General features: G+C 66.6%; 17 protein-coding genes. 2 read left to right on the forward strand and 15 right to left on the reverse strand.

The genetic code is table 11. The annotated features are described in order from the left end of the window. Positions 1-128 precede the first annotated feature (128 nt). Entirely contained in the window at positions 129-1139 is a 1011-nt protein-coding gene (locus QMX80_RS09560) for a hypothetical protein (protein ID WP_282276691.1), read from the reverse strand. A gap of 487 nt (positions 1140-1626) precedes the next feature. Here QMX80_RS09560 and QMX80_RS09565 point away from each other — a divergent pair, with 487 nt between their 5' ends. Further along, positions 1627-3822, forward strand: coding sequence for a primosomal protein N' (locus QMX80_RS09565; protein ID WP_282276692.1), 2196 nt, complete (start codon positions 1627-1629; stop codon positions 3820-3822). Between the two features lie 36 nt (positions 3823-3858). Here the strand turns inward: QMX80_RS09565 and QMX80_RS09570 are convergent, their stop codons facing one another. The 10 genes from QMX80_RS09570 to QMX80_RS09615 form a co-directional block, all read right to left on the reverse strand. Next, positions 3859-4161 (reverse strand): putative quinol monooxygenase, encoded by a 303-nt coding sequence (locus QMX80_RS09570; RefSeq protein WP_055770763.1) that lies wholly within the window; start codon positions 4159-4161, stop codon positions 3859-3861. 163 nt (positions 4162-4324) lie between these two features. Then, entirely contained in the window at positions 4325-5161 is an 837-nt protein-coding gene (locus QMX80_RS09575; protein WP_055770766.1) for an aldo/keto reductase, read from the reverse strand. A gap of 69 nt (positions 5162-5230) precedes the next feature. Next, entirely contained in the window at positions 5231-6523 is a 1293-nt protein-coding gene (gene fucP, locus QMX80_RS09580) for an L-fucose:H+ symporter permease (protein ID WP_282276695.1), read from the reverse strand. A 161-nt stretch (positions 6524-6684) separates the two neighbouring features. Then, a complete protein-coding gene (locus tag QMX80_RS09585; protein ID WP_162236394.1) occupies positions 6685-8685 on the reverse strand; it encodes an NAD(P)-binding protein in 2001 nt (666 codons plus the stop codon). Positions 8686-8730: 45 nt separating this feature from the next. After that, on the reverse strand, positions 8731-11283 hold the full coding sequence (locus QMX80_RS09590) for a TonB-dependent receptor (RefSeq protein WP_282276698.1): 2553 nt from the start codon (positions 11281-11283) through the stop codon (positions 8731-8733). Positions 11284-11341: 58 nt separating this feature from the next. Further along, complete coding sequence (locus QMX80_RS09595) at positions 11342-12289, reverse strand: sigma-70 family RNA polymerase sigma factor (protein ID WP_282276699.1); 948 nt, start codon at positions 12287-12289, stop codon at positions 11342-11344. 40 nt (positions 12290-12329) lie between these two features. After that, positions 12330-13328: a carbohydrate kinase gene (locus QMX80_RS09600; RefSeq protein ID WP_055770782.1), complete on the reverse strand. Its 999-nt coding sequence runs from the start codon at positions 13326-13328 to the stop codon at positions 12330-12332. Positions 13329-13464: 136 nt separating this feature from the next. Then, positions 13465-14520 carry a LacI family DNA-binding transcriptional regulator gene (locus QMX80_RS09605; RefSeq protein WP_055770785.1) on the reverse strand — a complete coding sequence of 352 codons (1056 nt, stop codon included), beginning with the start codon at positions 14518-14520 and terminating at the stop codon, positions 13465-13467. 363 nt (positions 14521-14883) lie between these two features. After that, complete coding sequence (locus QMX80_RS09610) at positions 14884-15504, reverse strand: glutathione S-transferase (protein WP_282276701.1); 621 nt, start codon at positions 15502-15504, stop codon at positions 14884-14886. A gap of 112 nt (positions 15505-15616) precedes the next feature. Then, positions 15617-16393 carry an NYN domain-containing protein gene (locus QMX80_RS09615; protein WP_273083186.1) on the reverse strand — a complete coding sequence of 259 codons (777 nt, stop codon included), beginning with the start codon at positions 16391-16393 and terminating at the stop codon, positions 15617-15619. A 121-nt stretch (positions 16394-16514) separates the two neighbouring features. Between QMX80_RS09615 and QMX80_RS09620 the strand changes: the two genes are divergently transcribed. After that, positions 16515-17807, forward strand: coding sequence for an NAD(P)/FAD-dependent oxidoreductase (locus tag QMX80_RS09620; RefSeq protein ID WP_282276702.1), 1293 nt, complete (start codon positions 16515-16517; stop codon positions 17805-17807). A gap of 12 nt (positions 17808-17819) precedes the next feature. On the opposite strand, the gene QMX80_RS09625 is transcribed toward QMX80_RS09620, so the two are convergent. From QMX80_RS09625 to QMX80_RS09640, 4 genes are all read right to left on the reverse strand, one after another. Continuing rightward, a complete protein-coding gene (locus QMX80_RS09625; RefSeq protein ID WP_055770798.1) occupies positions 17820-18221 on the reverse strand; it encodes a GFA family protein in 402 nt (133 codons plus the stop codon). Between the two features lie 140 nt (positions 18222-18361). Beyond that, positions 18362-19237, reverse strand: coding sequence for an RNA polymerase sigma factor RpoH (gene rpoH / locus QMX80_RS09630; protein WP_055770801.1), 876 nt, complete (start codon positions 19235-19237; stop codon positions 18362-18364). Between the two features lie 178 nt (positions 19238-19415). Next, positions 19416-20150, reverse strand: a complete 735-nt coding sequence (ung, locus tag QMX80_RS09635) for a uracil-DNA glycosylase (RefSeq protein ID WP_282276705.1) — start codon at positions 20148-20150, stop codon at positions 19416-19418. Further along, on the reverse strand, positions 20147-20989 hold the full coding sequence (locus QMX80_RS09640) for a response regulator (protein ID WP_055770807.1): 843 nt from the start codon (positions 20987-20989) through the stop codon (positions 20147-20149). Before QMX80_RS09640 ends, ung begins: the two co-directional genes overlap by 4 nt. Positions 20990-20991 lie beyond the last annotated feature (2 nt).

Raw genomic sequence — 20991 nt, forward strand, 5'->3', positions numbered from 1 at the left:
GCGCCGACCAGTGCGATCGCGGGTCCGGCACGGCACCGGCCGCGTGCGCGGCCGGCGGCGGCACGGCGGCGGGCGTCGCCAGCGACGGTGCGGCGGGCAGCAGCACCAGCAATACCGGCAACAGGCGCTCAATCCTCCGCATCGACCGTCTCCAGGGCGGTGCCGGCCGGTTCGGCGCGACCGGGTCGCGCCTGCGATTCGTCCACCGGCACCGGGCCGCCGGCCGCATACCAGGCGTGGAAATCGGCGTCCTGCGCCAGCGCCAGCTCCGGATCGGCCAGCATCGCCGCATCATCCGCGGCACGGCTGTCGCCGCTGGCAGGCGCGGCGGGAGGATCGTCGGCCGGCAAGGCCTCCACCTGCACCGGGCCATTGTCCGAAACCGCGCCCTCGGCGGCTGGCGCGGCCGCGCCGGGCAACGCCGGCCGGTGCTCCTGCCACCACCAGGCCGCGACCACCGCAAGCAGCACCAGGGGCAGGCACAGCAGCAGCCAGGTCCGCCAGCGCCAGCGCGTTGCGGTACGGCGCAGCGGGCGGGCAACGCGGGCATCGGCTTCGATCCGTGGCGCCGCGGGCGCCTGGCGGGCCGGCGCGGCCCCGGCCGCCATCGCCCCGCGCAGCTGTTCCAGCTGCTGCACGCGGCCCGGCGGGAGATCGCGCACCTGCGCCTGCACCTGTTCGGCCAGTCCGCGCCATGCCATCGCGTCCGGATGGCCCTGCGCGTCCAGCGGGCAGGCGCCAGCCAACGCGTGCCGGTATGCCTCCGGCGTCACCCCGAGGACCGCCGAGGCGGCATCTTCATCCAGCCCGCCGCCGATACGCAGCAGCAGCGCCAACCGCTCGGCCGGGGCCAGGTCCTGAAGGTGGGCCAACGCGGGCGGCCAGTACCCGTTCGTGGATGGCGCCCGCAGTTGCGGGTTGCCGCACAGCAGGGTCCAGAAACGAGCGGGCCAGTCGGCCATCGGCATGCCCGCGGCCGGGCCGGCGAAGGCGCGCATGGCGGCCGCCACGGCGCGGCCGGCGGCATCCTCGTCGCCGCTCTGCAGGCCGGCGACGACCAGGGCGCGTCGTTCGACGCCTTTCAGGAAAGCGGACAGGGCACTGGCTGCGGCCGGTGTTGAAGAGGCGGGTGCAGCCATCAGTTGGACTCCTTCATCGCCGGGAATGATACCCAGCGCGTCCGGCCCCGCAGATAGTCCCGGCAGCCGGCCTGCACGCCGTCTTGACGCTCTCCCGGACGCTCCATGCCGCAACTTGTGCACAGCGTCAATAGCCTGCCTGCAATCGGCCGCGATTTCCGGCGGGCACCCATATTTCGCTTTTGTTTCACGAACAAGTTGTTGATTTTAAAAGGCTTGATCGTATGGCTATTTTTTGACCAAGTTGAGGGAAAGGCTTCCACCACCGCCCTGGGCGCGTGGAGCACAACGCTGATGCACAGAGTTATCCACAAGTTGTGTGGATAAGCCCAAATCTCCAAGCCCGGCCTGCGTTTACGCGGTGTTTATGCTTCCGGCGCGAACAAGCGCACGCAAGTAGGCGGCATGCGGCGGACCGGTTTCCCGACCGGTTCCGGCGGCCCCCGGGGGGTGTGCCGGCCGGCGACCGGCACCTACACTGCCGCCCATGCCCACCTGCCCCACCCTGCGCATCGCCCTGCCGGTCCCGTTGCCGCAGACCTTCGATTACCTGCCTCCGCCCGGCAGCCCGGACCCGGGCGTCGGCGATACCGGGCGCCGGGTCAGGGTTCCGTTCGGCAACCGCGAACTGGTCGGCATGGTCGAGAGCATCGGCACGGCGGACGACCCGGCGACGCTGCGGGAAGCCCTCCAGTGGCTGGACGGCCCGCCGCTGCTGGGCGGGGAGCTGCACGCCTCGCTGCGCTGGCTGGCGCGCTATACCCATGCGCCGCTGGGCGAGGTGATCGCCACCGCGCTGCCGGCGCCACTGCGCCGGGGCGACCCCCTGCCCGATACCCATGGCTGGGGCTGGGAGTTGACCGCGGCCGGTCACGAGGGCCGGTCACGGCTGCGCGATGGCACCCGCCCTCGACGCCTGGCCGAACTGCTGGGCGCCGGCACCCTGGCCGAGGAGGTCCTGGCCGCACGCATGGACGGCTGGCGCGAGGCCGGTCGCGCCCTGCTCAAGCGCGGCTTCGCGCAACGCGTGGCGATGGCGGCGGCGATCCCGGCGGCCCATCCGCTTCCCGGCCCCGAGCCGAACCCGCAGCAGCAGGTGGCGATCGAGGCGATCACCGCGGCCGACGGCTTCCAGCCCTTCCTGCTCGATGGCGTCACCGGCAGCGGCAAGACCGAGGTCTACCTGCAGGCCATCGCCCATTGCCTGGCGCAGGGCCGGCAGGCGCTGGTGCTGGTACCGGAGATCGGCCTGACCCCGCAGATGCTGGCGCGCTTCCGCGCCCGCCTTGGCATCGCGGTGCACGCGCTGCATTCGGGCCTGAACGACAACGAGCGCGCGCGGGTATGGGCGGCCGCTTCCCGCGGCGAAGCGCGGGTGATCGTCGGCACCCGTTCGGCGGTGTTCACGCCGCTGCCGCAGGCCGGGCTGCTGATCGTCGACGAGGAGCACGACGGCAGCTACAAGCAGCAGGACGGCATCCGCTACCACGCCCGCGATTTCGCCCTGGTGCGCGGCAAGGCGCTGGACATACCGGTGGTGCTGGGCAGCGCCACGCCCTCGCTAGAATCGCTGCACAACGCGCGTGCCGGCCGCTACACCCACCTGCGCCTGCAGCAGCGCGCCGGCGACGCGCGGCCGCCGGCGGTGCGGGTGTTCGACGTGCGCAAGCGGCCACTGCAGGACGGCCTGTCGCCGGAAGTGCTGGCGGGCATCGAACAGCACCTGCGCGCCGGCAACCAGGTGCTGGTGTTCAAGAACCGCCGCGGCTACGCGCCGGTGCTGCTGTGCCACGACTGCGGCTGGACCGCGCCGTGCCGGCGCTGCAGCACGCCCCTGCACGCCACGCCGATGACCGTGCACGGCGCCGGGCGCCGCCTGCAATGCCACCACTGCGGCGCGCGCGCGCCGGTGCCGCTGGCCTGCCCGGACTGCGGCAGCCTGGCGCTGCAGCCGCAGGGCATCGGCACGGAGCGGCTGGAAGAGCGGCTGCTGCAGCTGTTTCCCGATTTCCCGGTGCTGCGCATCGACCGCGGCACCACCGCGCGGCGCGACGCGCTGGAACAGACTCTGGCCGCGCTGGGCGAGCAGCCCGGCATCCTGGTCGGCACGCAGATCCTGGCCAAGGGCCACGACCTGCCGCGGCTGACCCTGGTGGTGGTGGTCGGCATCGACGAAGGCCTGTTCTCCGCCGACTTCCGCGCCAGCGAGAAGCTGGCCCAGCAGCTGATCCAGGTCGCCGGCCGCGCCGGCCGCGCCGACCGCCCCGGCGAGGTCTGGCTGCAGACCCACCATCCCGACAACGCATTGCTGCACACCCTGGTCAACGGCGGCTACCACGCCTTCGCCGATGCCGAACTGGCGCAGCGCGAGGCCGCCGGCTTCCCGCCGTTCGCGCATCTGGCGCTGCTGCGTGCAGAAGCCAAGCAGGTCGAACAGGCGAATGAATTCCTGGCAGCGGTGAAGCACGCCATGCCCGCCGACAGCCCGGTCGATCGCTACGGCCCGATGCCCGCGCCGATGCCGCGCCGCGCCGGCTTCCAGCGCACGCAGCTGCTGCTGTCGGCCACGCAGCGGCGTGCGCTGCACGGCCTGCTCGATGCGCTGGTGCCACAGATATACGCACTGCCGCAGGCGCGGCGCGTGCGCTGGTCGCTGGACGTGGACCCGGTGGACCTCTACTGAATTCACCCGCCGGCGGCAGTCAGGGGGCGTCGCGGCTCATAGCCTCCGCAGCAACGTGAGTACCGAATGCGGTTCGACGATCAATGCCGTCAGCGCCGCATTGAAAAGCGCGCCGTAGGGGGCGTTCAGGTGTGCCTGGAACGCTGTTTCGTCGGCGTACTCTTCGAACACGAAAAACGACTCCGGAAGCTCTGCCCTGTGCAAAGCCTCGAATCGCAGGTTACCGGGCTCCTTGCGGACTTCGCAGGCGTAATCGCTCAACAGCATGGCCACCTGCGCGGCATTGCCTTGCGTAGCGGTGAATGTGGCATAGAGAATGACGGGGTCAGTTACGGTCATCGCGTGATTTCATCCCAGGCATTGGAAACGGGGGCGATACGGCGGCAGGTACCACCGCACGGGCAAGCCGGGACCGTGCAGCGGCTGGCTGCGCGTCGTGCCGACGGCACCAGCACCACGGCCCGCCGCAGGACGGCCGCGGGCCGTAGCCACTACGATCAGATCAGCTCATATCCTCGAAGTCAGCAGGGTCCGGGCCCAAGCGCCTGCCTGCGTCGATGCGTCCGATCTGCGCCATGTCGTCCTCATCCAGGGCAAAATCGAACACTGTCGCGTTCTCGGCCATTCGCGCCGGCGTCACCGATTTGGGGATGGCCACCCTGCCCGACTGCATGTGCCAGCGCAGGACCACCTGGGCGACCGTCCGCCCATGCTTGCCGGCGATCGTCTGCAGGACGGGGTGCGCCAACAGCTCGCCGCCGTGGGCGAGCGGGCTCCACGCCTGGGTAACGATGCCTTGGGCGCGTGCCTGCTGCTGCAGCCCGGCCTGCTGCAGTAGAGGGTGCAGTTCGATCTGATTGACTGCCGGGACCACGCCGGTGGCGTCGATGATGCGGTCGATATCCTGCGCGCGGAAGTTGGATACGCCGATCGACCGCACTTTGCCATCCGCGCGCGCCTGCACCAGTGCCTTCCAACTGTCGACGAAGCGGTCATGGCGCGGGCACGGCCAATGGATCAGGTACAGATCGACCCGATCCAGCCCCATCCTGGCGAGGCTGGCGTCGAGCGCCCTTAGCGCCGAATCGTAGCCCTGATCGGGATTGCGCAGCTTGGTGGTGATGAACAATTCCTCGCGCGCTACGCTCGAAGCCTGGATCGCATGACCGATGCCCTCCTCGTTGCCGTAGGCGGCGGCACCATCGACGTGGCGATAGCCCAGTTCGAACGCGGTGCCAACGACACGCGCAGTGTCCCCAGCCGGAACCTGCCACACCCCCAGTCCAATCTGCGGAATGCGATGGCCGTCGTTGAGTGGAAGCGAGGGAATGATCTTCATGGAATCTCCTTTTAAGAACGCCCTGTGCAGGGCTGGGCAACGATGAAGCAGAGCGGGCGGCAGCGCGCGTCAGGCAGCGGCACGTGACGCGCGCAAGGCGAAGGCCAGAATGACCAGGAAGCAGGCGGCCGGCACAGCGATGGCCCAGTGGATGCCGGCCATGTCGGACACCCAGCCCATCAGTGCAGTCAGCAGACCACCGCCGATGATGGCCATTACCATCATCGACGCACCGAGCTTGCGGCGATCCTCGTCCAAGCCCTCAAGCCCGAGCACGAAGATGGTTGGAAACATTACCGACATGAAAAGACTGGCGATCACCAGGGCATACAGACCGATGCGGCCGGGCAGGACCACCGCGACCACACACAACACCAGGTCCAGAAACGCGAACGTAGCCAGCAACTGCGTCGCACCTACCCTGCGCAATGCCAGCGAACCCAGGAAGCGCCCGGCCATGAACAGTACCAGCGACAAGGTAAGGAAGCCGGCGGCAGTCTTTTCCGGAGTATTGGGCACCACGTCCTGGAAGTAGCGGATCAGGTAACTCCAGATCCCGACCTGCGCTCCGACATAGAAGAACTGCGCAACCACCGCGAACATGAAGCCACGGGTACGCAGCAGTCCGCCCAGGTGCGAGAGGCTGCTGGCCTTGGCCGCCGCCGGCTGCTCGGGCGGAACCGGGAACTTCACCATCGCGATCATCATCGCCCACACCACCACGACCAGACCAATCACTACGTAGGGCACTTGCACAGCCGCCGACTCGGCAGCGAAATAGGTCTGGCGCGCAACCGGCGCCATCGCCGCCAGGTCCTGGGCACTGTATTCGACCCCGGAAAAAATAAAATGCGAGCCGATCATCACCCCGGTCATCGCCCCCAGTGGATTGAACGCCTGCGCCAGATTGAGCCGGCGCGCCGCGCCCTGCGCAGGCCCAAGCGCGATCACCAGCGAGTTGGCCGATGTCTCGAGGAACGCCAGTCCACTGGCGATAACGAACAGTGCCAGCAGGAAGAAACCATAGGTGTGCACTTGCGCCGCCGGGTAGAACAGGAAAGCGCCGGCCGCATACAGCAGCAGCCCGAGCACCACCGCCGCCTTGTAGCTGTAGCGCCGCATGAACATGGCCGCCGGCAGCGCGAAGATGAAATAGCCCAGGTAGAAGGCGCTCTGTACAAGCCCAGCCTGCAGGTCGCTCAGTTCGAAAGCCTTCTTGAACTGCTTTATCAGGATGTCGTTGAGGCTGGCTGCCGCGCCCCAGAAGAAGAACAGCGCGATGATCAGCGCCAGCGGCAACAGGAGCGCGCGCGCCATGCCTCCCGCTGCGGTTGCGGTTGCGGTTTTTTCACTGTGCTGCATGCGGTGCACTCCCCGGTTAGGGCCATTCATGGGCAATTTTTTCCGGTTCCCCGGTGGGCGTCGCGGCTCCAGCGGCGGCTGAAGCAGGACCATCGCGGCGCAGCGGGCGGGTTCATGCGCGACCCTGCACTGCGATGGCCGTTGGATCAGCTGGCGCCTCTTCAGAAATTGACGCTGTTGCGCAGATTCAGGCGTAGCTCGCAGACGGCGCGATGAGCTTGGTCGATGGAATCAGGCGTGGTATCCCGCGCGGCCGCGTCGCAGTTGGCAATGGCGATGTTGCCGTAAGGCATTCGTGCCCGCTCGTGCGGCGGTTGCTCGCCACGTTCGAGGAAATCGTCGAACACCGAGGAGTACATGTACGAATAACCATGGCCCCAGCGATTAACGGTGATCCCTGCGATGTCGCGGCGCGCGTCGAAGCCATGCGGACCGAGCATGCGGGTGAGCTGCTCGCGCACGTTCAGCTCATAGGTTTCGAAATCAGTGGCGTACATCTCGGCGCGGGCGACGCGGTACTGATCCTTGACCGGGATACCGGGCGTCTCGAACACCCGCAGCATGGTCAATACGGTCGGCTCATCGGGCGAGGCTGAGCGCACGTAGCCGCCGATGTCTACCGGACACTCGAGCAGGATCTGCGAGTAATAGCCGTTGGGCGCGTTGATGAAGCAGGTGCCTGCCTTCTTGAAGGCCTGCCAGTTGTTCAGCCAGACATTGACCCAAAGGTTGGCCGCATGCACCTGGTAGCGCAATGCTTCCTTCTGCCACTCAGGCAGTTCCGGGCATATGTATGGGATGACGTGGTGCCAGCAGGCCAGCACGCAATGGCGGGCGCGGACGCGCTGCAACTTGCCGTCCCGGAAATAGGTCACCTGCACTCCGTCGGCGGTATTGGCCACCTGCACCACGGTGCTGTCCAGGCGGATGCGGTTGTGGTTGTCGGGAAGGTCCAGCCTCGAGTAGTCGGCGCGCTGCAGGATCGAATCCTCCAGGGTCCTGCCGGGCAGCGCAGCGGGAATCAACTGACGCACGATCAGGCGGGCGATGGTCGCGTTGCCATCGGGGAAGTGGTAGTTGGCGACAGCTTTGTGGGTGGTCGCCGGCGGCACGCCCAGGGCGCTTGCGGGTAGTGGATTATCCGTACCCAGTTCCATACCCAGGAAGCCGGGCAGCCCACGCCGACGCGCCGCCATCGCCGACATTCCGGATAGCCCGCGCGCACTGCCGAAGGTGCGGTCGCGCAGATAGGTAACGACCATCGGGTCGACCTTGGCGACATCCAGCAGGAAGTCGCGGTAGGTGATCGCGCGCAGCTTGCGCACGCGTTCAACAGGCGCCAGCCCCGGCAGGTAATCGATGCGGCCGGCATGGAGCCGGTATACGTCCTTGCGCGCCTGCTCGCTCATTGGCGCCCCGGCAAGGAAATCCGCCCAACGTCGCGCCTGGTCGGGTGGCGTATTTGGATCGTGCAACGCGACGAATTCGATCCAGGGAGCCGGATCGTCCATCAACGCATCCCGACCGAAGGTCTCCTTGTCGTAGTACACCGACTGGCCCATGCCATGGCGGTGGTAAAAGAACGTGTCCTGGTTGTCCTGGTTGAGCCGGGCGATGTCTTCGATTCCGATTGAGCGCATGAACTCACGCGCGTTATCGCTACCGGGCGATATGTTGAAGGTGCCTGCATTGGAAATGACGGTGCGCTTGCCGAAATTGAACTCGTTGCGCTTTGCGTGACCGCCGAAGTCGTCGTGGTTGTCCAATACTAGGGTATGCGCCTGGCCGCCGCTGTCGCGCGCGTAGTACAAGGCCGCAGCCAGGCCGCTGATGCCACCACCCACTACGATGAGGTCGTATTGCTCGCCAGTATCGTGCACCTGCGTGGGGTCGATCTGCAGCGAGCCGTCACGCAGTGCATGGCCGGCTTCGAAAGCCTTCGGATAGCCACTGCCGCGCATGCCGGTCAGCGCTGGCGGATATGGCCCCTGCGCGGACGCGGGCATGCCGCGTCCGGCCACACCTGCCACACCCGTCGTTCCGGACAGCGGCATCCCCGCTGCGGCGGCCAGCACGTCCGGCGCGACGCCGGAGGCGGCCACTGCCAGCGAGGTCTTGAGAACGCCGTTGATGAAATCGCGGCGCTCGATGCTGTCGAGCATGCCCAGTTGTTCGTGCCTGTTGCGCGTCATTCGGGTTCCCCGGCCTCAGAAGCGGTAGTCGATGCGGGCGTAGTAGTAACCGCCCAGGGCGCTGATCGAATCCAGTGAGTCGTACATCCACTGGTAGGTTGCCTTGTTGCTGGCGCTCATCGCCGCCTCCGGCAGCTTGCTGGTGCGCTTGTCGAAGACGTTGTCCACGCCGGCAGTCACACTGAATCCGTTGCCGAAATCGTAGCTGCCGGACAACGAGGTGATCAGCTTCGGCTCGATCGTGTACTTGTAGTTGTTGGCCAGGCGCTTGATCGGGCCGTAGTGGGTGAAATTCATTCCGAGATTCCAACCGCTGCGCGCCCAGTTGATGCCTGCCACCTGCGTGTAGCGCGGTGAACGGTAGCGCAGGTTGTACTCGCTGGCCTCGGTGAGCAGTTGCACGTTGGGCAGGCTGGACAGGATCGGCGACACCTGTTCACGGCGCGTAATGTCGGTCTGGACCGCATTGATGGCGTAGTTCCACGTCCACATTCCGTAATCGGTGGGGATGCCGCCATCGGCGGTGAATTCGACGCCGCGGGTGCGGGTATCGCCCACGCTGCGCAGGTAGCTGACGAACAGGCCCTTGTCCGGACTGACCGCATAGCCTGCACCGGCAAGCAGCGCGTCGATGGTGGCGACCTGCTGCGCGTTGAGCACGTTGCCGCTGTAGTCGACCACCCGCGCCGGATTGGTGGGGTCATAGCCGACATAGTTGGACATGCCCAGCTGGTCGCGGATGTCAATCTGGTAGGCGTCGATCGCCAGATGCACGTTGTCGACCGGCGCGAACGTAAAGCCGACGCTGTAGTTGGTGGATTTCTCCGGCTTGAGTGGCGTGGATCCCAGCGACATGGCGAGCGGCGAACTGGCGCGGGCGTTGATCCAGCGTTGCGTGGCCGTATCCGAAGTCAGCTGGAAGTTCTGCGCCGCAAGCGATGGCGCGTGGAAGCCATTGCTGACGGTGGCGCGAATCGCGACGGCGTCGGTGAAGTCGAAGCGCGTGCTCAGGCGGCCGGTGGATACGCTGCCGAAATCGGAGTGGTCCTCGTAGCGCCCGGCAAGGTCAAGGTACCAGCGCTTGGTGACATTGGCCGAGGCGCCTGCATAACCTGCCCAGCCATGGCGCGTGCCATGCGATGCATCGGCAGGCAGATAACCGGTGTAGGCGGTAATGCCCTGGCCGTACCACGAGGCCCGTTCACCAGCGCCGCGAGTGTACGCCTCGCTCTGGTATTCCAGCCCTGCACTGAAGTCCACGGGCGAGGCGAACGCCTCGGTCTCGAAACCATGGCGCAGGTCCAGGTTCACCACGGTCTGCGTGTAATCGAGCTTGCCCGAATACACATCGGTGGCGCCGCCCGGATAGTCGAGTGAATAGTTGGCCGAGTTATGGGTATAGACCTTGTAGTCGTCGCGGCTGCGCGTGGCGCTCAGGTCCCAATCCCAGGTGCCCACCGCTCCCTTCAGGCCAAGCACGCCGGTGTAGTCCTTCTCCTTGCCGACCGCATCGGGGGTGAACCCATCGGGGTATACGTTCTTGAATAGACCGACATTGCTGCTCCAGGCGGTATACGGTGTGCGCGTGTTCTGGCGTGAACTGATTCGGCGGTCGCTGAATGTGGCAAACGAATACAGCGTCAGCGCTTCGCCCAGGCCGTACTCAAGGTTGTACGCCGCGGACTTCAAGGTGTACTGTGGGATGCTGTAGGCATAGTCCCTGACCTCATGTCCCGCTTCGGCCGGATTGGCAACGGTGCCCGTGCAGAGGCTGTTGTAGGTGCACAGCTTGGTCAACTCTCCGTTGGCGCCTATCGCCGGATACACCCGGTAGCTGTCGCGGAAGGGTCGTACCCGTGTCGCTTCATGCTGATCGGTGTAGTTCAGCGAGAGGTTGACGAAACCCGTGCTGCCGAGTGGCAGACCCAGATTGGCGCCGTACTTGGCGCGGGTGCCGTTGCCGGCGAAGCTGCTGCCGCCCTCGACCGAGAGCTCGCCTCCACTGGCCGCGGACTTGAGGATGATGTTGACCACGCCGGCAATGGCATCGGAGCCATAAATCGCCGCCGCGCCATCGCGCAACACCTCGATGTGATCTACCGCGGCCATGGGGATCAGTGACAGATCGGTATAGTTGTGGCCGGGGAAGCTGGTGTCGCTGGTGTAGGCGCTGACATTGCGGCGCTTGCCATTGACCAGCACCAGCGTGTAGCCAGGCGAGAGGTTGCGCAGCATGGCGCCGCGCACCTGGTAATCCAGACCGCCGCCGTAGGTCTGCAGGCTCAGCGAGGGCAGCTTGGTCAGCAGCGCTTGCAACAGGTCGCCCTTGCCGGTCGCGGCCAACTCCTCGGCACTGACCAGATCGATGGGCGTGGAACTGTTCTCGACCGTGCGCGTGCTGTTGCGCGATCCGGTAACGAGAATGGTATCCAGCTTCTTGGCCTGCGGGTCGTTCGCGGATCCGGCGCCATCGTGTTGCTGTGCGACGGCGGCCGGCACCGTCATTGCCAGGGCGTACCCCAGGGAAACAGCCAAGGCGTTGCGTACGAAGCGGGCGTTGCGATTCATGGGCTTGCTCCTGTGCCAGGGAAGGCGGTGGTCGGGAGATCGGTCGATGCGGCTTCGGCTATCCGGCATGACGAGGGAAGGAGGGGGAGTGCTGCATCACGTGCATGGCATCGCCGCATTCTTCCAAGAACGGCGCCATGCCTTTACCGAAAGCGGAAGCGCGCGCGGCGCTCCTGGGCGAACGGCCCGCCCTCGCTCCCCGCAGCGGGACGGGGCACTTTCGCGGCACCGGGGGGAACATCCGCACGGATTGCGGGAATTCGTCGGCGCGCGCTGTCGCGGCGCATGCCGGCGGTCGGTTGGCCTGGGCCATCGTTTCCATCAGCAGGGACGACGCCCGGGCTAGATGCTTCTCCACCGAGCTCCTGGAAATTCCCATGCGCCGAGCGACTTCGTACTGCGGCAGTTGTTCGACCCGGCACATCACGAATGCCTGTCCGCAGCGAGGAGGCAATCCATCGATCATCCATGCGAGCCGGCGCAATTCCTGGCTTGCTCCTGCGTGACGTTCAGGAGTGAGCTCGTGGTGTTCGCGCGAAACACCGGTATTTGTATCGATTGAAATAAAACACGAACGCCTGAAATGCTTGAACACCACCGAGCGCGCCACAGTAAACAGATAGGCGCGCCGCTCGAGAATTTGCTCTACCCGCTCCTGCGCGGCGATCAGCGCATAGGCTTCCTGCACGACGTCATCCACCTCGAGTCCCGTCGGCACCTGCGAGCGCAGCCGGCGCCGCAGCGCCGACTCATGGGGCAGGACATGACCGGTCAGCCAGTGCGTGCGTCGCGCATGCAGTGGCGCTTCGATGACCGCTTCCGTGCCCTCGTGTCGGAGGCTTCCGATGCCTGCTCGCGCGATCACTCGTACCGCCATTGTCGCCACCTCGTGTTCATTGAGAAGGTATGGAGCCGGTGGTGCCGGCCAGCCAGAACGGCTGCTTTCACTGCTAGACAACGATCCCCGGCGGAACGGAATCCACAACTTCCGATACACCTTTTTCATTCTTGCCGCGCGCTTCGGCTCCCTGCACGGCCATGCCTGCTTAGCTGACTTGACCGGGCTGTTCCTGAAGAAGTCGTTGCACTTCCTCCAGCGTTGGCATGGCGGCAAACGCACCTTTCCGGGTGACGGCCAGCGCGCCAACCGCCGCGCCGAAGCGCAAGGTGGCGACGATTGCGTCATGGTCCCGGCAGAACGCATCGAACGCGCCCCCCGTCCCGCCGCGTTCGGCCAGGCCATGGAGCACGCCGCCCACGAAGGCATCGCCGGCCGCCGTGGTATCGACCGGCAACACCCGAAAACCGGGCACTTCGCCATGGGCGTTGCGGGTATGCCAGTGCAATGGCGCGGCGCCATCAGTGACGATGACCCAGCGCGCCCGCGCAGCCAGCAGGCGGTGCAACACCTGTGCGCGGCCATCACTTCCGAACGGCCTGGCAAGGTAGTCCAGTTCCTCGCGCGAGAGCTTGACGAGATCGGCCTGCTCCAGCGCCTGCCACAGCCATGGCGTCGGGTCGACCTGCGCCGGCCACAGCATCGGGCGCAGATTGAGATCGAGGCTGACCACCGCACCGGCGGCGCGCGCGCGATCCATGCCAGCGAACGTCGTTTCGGCGATGCTCGGCTCAGTCAGGCTGTTGGAACAGACATGGAAGCAGCCAGTGCCATCGAAACAGGCAGGCTGGAAGTGTTCGGCCCGGAACAGCAGATCGGCTGCAGGCGGGCGGTAGAAACTGAAACTGCGTTCGCCCGCGCCGTCCAGCGCGACGAACGCCAACGCGGTCTTGGCCGCACTGGTGCGAACGATGCAGTCGGTGTTGACGCCGGACTCGGCCAGGCTGTCGGCGAGAAAGTCACCGAACATGTCGCAGCCCAACATGCCCGCGAAGTGGCTGCGCGCGCCCAGCCTGGCTGCGGCCACCGCGACATTGGCCGGTGCGCCGCCAGCGTATTGCAGGAAAGCGCGCGGCGCCTGCGGCGAAGCCGGTGGCTGCGCCAATAGATCGATCAAAATTTCGCCGAAACAAACAATCTTGCCCATCAGGTGTCAGCCTCCCCGGCCCATTTCGAGGCCAGCAGCGCTGCCACTCGCGACGGGCACCACGCATGAGACTGGCTGGAGCATGGACAGGATAGGAATGGACATGGAATCGGCTCGGATGCGATTGGAAGAAGAATCAGCCCTGACGCGCCGCGCTGCTCTCGCGGATGCGCAGTTGCACCGCCGCGACAGTACGCAGCGGTGGCGCATCGGGATTGGCCAGTCGCTGCAGCAGCAATGCGGCCGCTTGGCGCCCGCGCTCGCGCGGGTCGGCGGTCAACGTGGTCAACGGCGGCACCGCCACCGAGGCCTCGGAGATGTCGTCGAAGCCGGTAACGGCAAAATCGCCGCCCGGGCGGACGCCACGGGAGGTCAGACCCAGCATCAGCCCCAGCGCGACGGTGTCGTTGTAGCAGACCGCGGCGCTGGGACGCTCGCCATCGGCAAACAGTTCACCGGTGCGTGCTGCCGCCTCAAGGCGGTTGGGTGCCGACTCGATCATCCAGCTCGGCTGAACCTGCAGACCGGCCTCGGCCATTGCCTGCTGGTAGCCGGTGCGGCGTTGATGGCAGGAACTGGAAGCGGCATGACCGCCGAAGAAGGCAATCTGACGATGGCCACGCTCAAGCAAGTGGCGGGTGGCGAGATAAGCACCCTGCTGGTTATCCAACGTCAGGAAATCCCACTCGGCACCGGGCAGTTCGCGGTTGAACAGCAGCACGTTGGCGTGGGCGCCCAGCACCTGGTGCAGCTGCGCGGCGTCGCTGCCTTCGGCCGGCGACAGGATGAAACCGGTGGGCGTGTGCTCCATCAGCGTGGTCAATACCGCCTGCTGGCGCCTGGGCGATTCACCGGTGCTGCCCAGCAGCGTCACATATCCCTTGCCTCCCAATGCCTCGTCCACGCCAGCGGCGAATTCGGCGAAGAACGGGTTGGACAGGTCATTGATGACCAGCGCGATCGACGAGGAGGTACGCCGGCGCAGGTTGGCGGCTGTTCGGTTGTACACATAACGCTGTCGGCGCAGTTCGGCCTCGACCTTTGCACGTGTATCCACGTTGACCAGCGGGCTGCCGCGCAATACCAACGACACGGTCGCCCGCGACACCCCCACCGCCCGTGCAATGTCCGTCACCGTTACTGCCCGCTTGCCGGCCTTGCACGCATCCTTTCCATCGGGCGCTTCGTTCATGCCCGAGCCTCCGCTGCGCGCAACCGGCAATAGGCGAGACGCCATGACCCACTCCCGCCGTGGCAACAGGCCGATACCTCTCCTTGCGTGTAGCGCAGCATGTTCCGGTGGTGATGGGTCGAATGAATCACTACAAGCTCTCCCGATGCTCGGCGATGTAACAGGCACGATTCCATTTACTGATTTGCATCGTTACAAATGAAATAAGAATTGAATTTGTAACGATCCAAATAAACCACTTATCCAAGCATCATGCATTCTGCAGTGCATCATCAACTATGCCGCTGGCAGGTTTGGCGATGCGCGATCCCGTGAACCAAGGGTATGGACAGCTCCGGCTCCGGCCCTGCTGTCCATGGCAGCTCAGGTCAGCGGCGTCATCACGCCCTTCCGGTAGGCCGGACGCTCCTGCAGGCGCGCATACCAACCCGCCAGATGCGGCAGCTCCGGGCGCTGGATAGGCATCTCGAACCAGGCATAGGCGAACGCACCCAGCGGAATATCGCCCATCGCGAACGCCTCGCCGGACAGCCACGGCTGCCGCGCCAGTTCGGCATCGGCCAGCGCCAGCAGTTCGCTGCAACGCACCAGCGACGCGTCGATGCGCGCGGCGTCGCGGTCGGCCGGCGCGGTACGCACCACGCCCCAGAACAGGTCGCGGAAGGCGACGGCGAAGCTGGATATGGTCCAGTCCATCCACTTCTCGCTCTGCGCGCGCCGCGCCGGATCTTCCGGGTACAGCGTGCCCAGCGCATAGCGCGCCGACAGGTAACGGACGATCGCGTTGGACTCCCATACCGGCAGGCCGTGATCCTCGATCACCGGCACCAGTCCATTGGGATTCATCTCCCGGTATTCCGGCGTCTGCGTGCCGCCGAACGCGCCGCCCACCTCGATCGACTCGTAAGGCAGGCCGATTTCCTCGGCGCACCACAGCACCTTGCGCACGTTGCTCGAATTGTGGCGCCCCCAGATCTTCAGCATGCCCGCTCCCGTCGTGATCGATGCGAGGCCTGCACGATACGCCAGCTTCCGTCGGATGCCGGCAGACGCGGGAACGCGGCGCCGGTGCATCGCCGTCGCGGTGCATGCATCATCATGCGGCGCCCGGCTTCCCGGCCTTGGCCGCGGCCTTCTTCGGCAGCGCGCGCACATAGGACGACTTGCCGTCCTTCTTCAGCTCGAACAGGCCGATCGCCGCGAGCAGGTCGCTGAGTTTTCCGTAGCCGTAATTGCGCGGATCGAACGACGCCTGGTTGCCGATCTGGCTGCCGACCGGCCCCAGGTGCGACCAGCCGTCCTCGCCCTCGGACGCCGCGACCGCCCGGCGCAGCATCTTCACCAGCCGCGTGTCGCCGCGCAGCTCGGCGCCGCTCTTGCGTGGCCGCGCCTCGTCCCCCGCATCCGGGCCCACTTCGGGCGCGCTGGCATGCGACTGGCCCAGCGCTTCCAGATAGGTGAACTTCGAACAGGCGTTGACGAAGGGATCGGGCGTCTTCTTCTCGCCGAAGCCATAGACCTTCACTCCGTCGGTCAGCAGGCGCATCACCAGCGGGGTGAAATCGGCATCGCTGGAGACGATGGCGAAGCCATCCAGGTTGCGCGCATAGAGCAGGTCCATCGCGTCGATCACCATCGCCATGTCCGAGGCGTTCTTGCCCTTGGAATAGGCGAACTGCTGGATCGGCCGGATCGCATACTCGTGCAGCACCGATTCCCAGCCTTTCAAACGCGGGCTCTTCCAGTTGCCGTAGGCGCGGCGCACGTTGGCCACGCCGAAGCGCGCCACCTCGGCCAGCACCTCGTCGATCTTCGCCGCCGGCGCGTTGTCGGCGTCGATCAGCAGGGCGATGCGCTTCTCGGGATCGGACATGTCGTTCTCTCCATGGCATTCGGCTGGTTTCCAGTATCGATCATCGACATGACCGTGCGCACCCCGTGCGAAGATGGCGGCCGGTTGTCACGCCTTCCACCGGCCCCCACCGGAGTACCGCATGCCCCACGACCGCCCTCCCCGCCTGCTGATCGTCGGCGGTGGCTTCGCCGGCCTCTGGGCCACCCGCGCCCTCGCCGGGACGAAGCTGCGCATCACCCTGATCGACCGCCGCAACCATCACCTGTTCCAGCCGCTGCTGTACCAGGTCGCCACCGCCGGCCTGTCGGCGCCGGACATCGCCGCGCCACTGCGGCACATCCTCGGCCACCAGCGCAACGTCGAGGTCCGGCTCGGCGAAGTGGAGGCCATCGACAAGCACAACCGGCAGGTGCGGCTGCGCGACGGCGGCACGCTGGACTACGACCTGCTGCTGGTGGCCAGCGGCGCCACCCACGCCTATTTCGGCAACGACCAGTGGGCGCCGCATGCGCCGGGCCTGAAGACACTGGACGACGCCCTGGCCCTGCGCCGCCGGCTGCTGCTGGCATTCGAGAAGGCTGAAGCCGAACCGGATCCGGCGAAGAAGGCGGCGTGGCTCAGCTTCGCCATCGTCGGCGCCGGCCCCACCGGCGTCGAACTGGCCGGCACCCTGGCCGAGATCGCCCGGCACACCCTGCGCAACGAGTTCCGCCATATCGATCCGGCCTCCGCGAAAGTGCGCCTGATCGAAGCCGGGCCGCGGGTGCTGTCCAGCTTCCCGGAAGTGCTGTCGCTGAAGGCCCGCCGGCAACTGGAACGGCTCGGCGTGGAAGTGCATACCGGTACGCCGGTAACCGCCATCGACGCCGAAGGCTTCCACCTGGGCGAAAACTTCATCCCCGCGCGCACCGTGGTGTGGGCCGCCGGCGTCGCCGCCTCGCCGCTGGCGCGCACATTGGACACGCCGCTGGACCGTGCCGGCCGCGTGCAGGTGCAGCCGGACCTCACCGTGCCCGGCCATCCGGAGATCTTCGTCGCCGGCGACCTGGCCGCACTGGTGCAGGCCGATGGCCGCCCGGTGCCGGGCGTGGCGCCGGCCGCCAAGCAGATGGGCAGGTACGTGGCCGGAGTAGTCCGCGCGCGGCTGCAGCAACGCCCGCCACCACCGCCCTTCCGCTACCGCGACCAGGGCAACCTCGCCACCATCGGGCGCATGGCCGCCATCGTGCACATGGGCCGCCTGAAGCTCTCCGGCCTGCTTGCCTGGTGGTTCTGGCTGGCCGCGCACGTGTTCTTCCTGATCGGCTTCCGCAACCGGCTGGTGGTGCTGCTCAACTGGGCAGTCGCGTACTGGAGCTACCAGCGCAGCGCCCGGATCATCTTCGGCGACGCCGACGGCGAACCACGCGATAGCGGGCCGCCGCGGGAGTGAACGCCGGCAGTGTCACGCACCGTCGGGTGCGAAGCGCTCGAACACCTGCTGCCCGGTCAGCTTCTCGGTATCGTTGGCTAGTTCGTAGAACGCCGGCTTCTCGTCGATGAATATCTGGCTCTTGAGCTGGAATTCCTGCTGCTGGAACAGCCCGGCCGGCAGCATGTATTCGCCGGTCGGCAGCAGGCGGTAGAACAGATGGGTGCCGCAGGCCGGGCAGAAGCCGCGCTCCGCCCAGTCGGAGGAACGGTAGGCAGCGGGCTGCGCTCCCTCGAAGCGGACATCGCTGCCGCAATGCACCGCGAACATCGGCCCGCCCGACCAGCGCCGGCACATCGCGCAATGGCACAGGCCGACGTCGCCGGCCTCGCTGGCGACCACTTCGATCGCGCCGCAAAGACACTGTCCCTTCATCACCGTCTCCGTTCATGGATGCAGGAGCGCGAATCTACACCGCCGCGATGACACCGGAATCCCCGCATCGCAGCCGCGCAACGAAAAAGCCCGGGTTTCCCCGGGCTTTTCCTTCCCTATGTCGTCGAACCGCTGGACGATCAGGCGGCGAACAGCGCCTTCATCTTCTTCAGCGCGTTGGCCTCGATCTGGCGGATGCGCTCGGCCGACACGCCGTACTCATCGGCCAGTTCCTGCAACGTCACCTTGCTGTCGGCATCCAGCCAGCGGCGGGCGATGATGTCGCGCGAACGCTGATCCAGGTTGGCCAGGCCCTCGCGCAGCAGCTGCATCTGGTTCTCCTCGCTGTCCTCGCGCTCGTAGGCCTGCGACGGGTCCTCGTCGCGCGCGACCAGATACGCCGCCGGCGACGGCGGCGCGTGGTCGTCGTCCTCGTCCGCCGGCGCGTCGAAACCGACGTCGCGGCCGGACAGGCGCGACTCCATCTCCATCACTTCGCGCTCGGAGACGTTCAGGTCCCTGGCCACCGCGCTGACCTCGGCGGCGTTCATCCAGCCCAGGCGCGTCTTGGACTTGCGCAGGTTGAAGAACAGCTTGCGCTGCGCCTTGGTCGTGGCGACCTTGACGATGCGCCAGTTCTTGAGGATGAACTCGTGCATCTCGGCACGGATCCAGTGCACCGCGAAGGACACCAGGCGCACGCCCATGTCCGGGTCGAAGCGCTTGACCGCCTTCATCAGGCCGATGTTGCCTTCCTGGATCAGGTCGCCCAGCTGCAGGCCGTAGCCGTTGTAGCCGCGGGCCACGTGCACGACGAAGCGCAGGTGCGAATGCACCAGCTCGCGCGCGGCGTCCAGATCCTGACCGTCGCGGAAGCGGCGCGCCAGTTCCTGTTCCTCATCGACCGACAGCACCGGGATCTGGTGCACGGCACCGATGTAGGCATCCAGCGAACCCAGCGCGCTGGGAATCGGAAGATTGTTCGCCACAAGGGCAGTAGAGGTGTTCGGGCTCATAGGACCTCATCTTAGCAGTCGAACTATTGGACTGCTCGGTACAGAAAAAGTTCCAGCGTTCCAGATCTGTCGTTAAAACCCCCGGAAACACCTCGAAACCTCCCCATTCGGACCAATGGGAAGCCTGCGCAGGCTAGCAGCAAGCCTGTCACCGGCGTATGACAGGACACCACGGCGTTCAGCCGCCGGCGAGCCGGGCTTCCAGCTCCGTCCTGGGCGGCAGGCGCCAGTCGATCGGGGCCTGGCCGCGACGGGCCAGATAGTCGTTGGTCTGGGAGAAATGCCGGCAACCGAGGAAGCCGCGGTGGGCCGACAGCGGCGAGGGGTGCGGCGCTTTCAGCACGCGGTGGCGGCGGGTATCGATGACCTTGCCCTTGGCCTGGGCGTAGCTGCCCCAGAGCAGGAACACCAGCCCCTCGCGCTCGCGGTTGAGCACATCGACCACGTGATCGGTGAACCCTTCCCAGCCCTTGCCCTGGTGGGCGCCGGCGCGGCCTTCCTCGACCGTCAGTACGGCGTTGAGCAGCAGCACGCCCTGCCATGCCCAGGGCAGCAGGCAGCCGTGGTCCGGGCGCCGGAACGGCAGAACGACGTTGCCGTCGTCCTCCAGTTCCTTGTAGATGTTCAGCAGCGACGGCGGCACCGGCACGCCGGGCATCACCGAAAAACACAGGCCGTGCGCCTGGCCGAAGCCGTGGTACGGGTCCTGGCCGAGCACGACCACCTTCACCTGCTCGAACGGCGTGGCGTCGAACGCGGCGAATATCTGCGGCCCCGGCGGGAACACCCGCGCGCCGGCGGCCTTGCGCTGGCGCAGGAAGGCCGACAGTTCGCGCATTTCCGGGCGCAGCAGCCAATCGCCGATGCGCGCCTTCCAGCTCGGTTCGAGCTGGACGATCGGGGCTGCGCTCACAGCACCACCGTCGGCTGCGCCAGCCGGGTCAGGCGCAGTTGGAACAGCACCTTGGTCACCAGCAGGCGTTCCTCGATCGGCTTCTGCACCAGGTCGTTGGCGCCGGCCTGCAGCAGCGCGGACTGGTTGTGCGGGTTGCTGTCGCCGGTCATCACCAGCACCGGCAGGCGCCGCTTGCCGTAGCCGAAATCGATGCGCACGCGCTCGACCACATCGCGGCCGTTGAGCTCGCCCTTGAGGGTGACGTCGGTCAGCACCAGGTCGATGCGCCGCGTGGTGCGGCCCAGCGATTCGGCAGTGAGCAGCGAGAACGCGTCCTCGGCGGTGAGCACGTGCACCACATGCAGGTCGTGGCGTTCGAGCATGCGCTTGGTGGCCTCGGCCACCACCCGGCTGTCCTCGACGTAAAGCACCGTGGCGCCGGGCACCGGCTCGGGCTGCACATAGCCGCGGATGAAGGTCGCCAGCGCCTCGTGGCCCAGCGCCTTGTCGAAATAATCGGTGACGAACTCGTTGAAGCGGCGCTGCTCCAGGTGGCGCTGCGCATCGCCGGACACCACGATCACCGGCACGTAGGCCTGCCCGGCCGCTTCACGCACGCTGCGCGCCAGCGCCAGGCCATCGCCGTCGGGCAGCGCCAGCGAGGTGGTGACCAGGTGCACCGGCCCGGCTTCCAACGCCTTGCGCGCCTCGTCGAGACCGGCACAGCCCACCACCTCCACGTCCGGCAACTCGCGCTGCAGCACGTCGGAGATCAGTTTGCGCACCAGTTTGGAGCCATCGACCACCATCACCCGGGGGGCGTCGCTGATCAGATGCTTGAGTTCGTGCGTGGACATGC

The organism is Stenotrophomonas sp. PS02297 (genome assembly GCF_029959705.1).
Classification (GTDB): Bacteria; Pseudomonadota; Gammaproteobacteria; order Xanthomonadales; family Xanthomonadaceae; genus Stenotrophomonas; species Stenotrophomonas nitritireducens.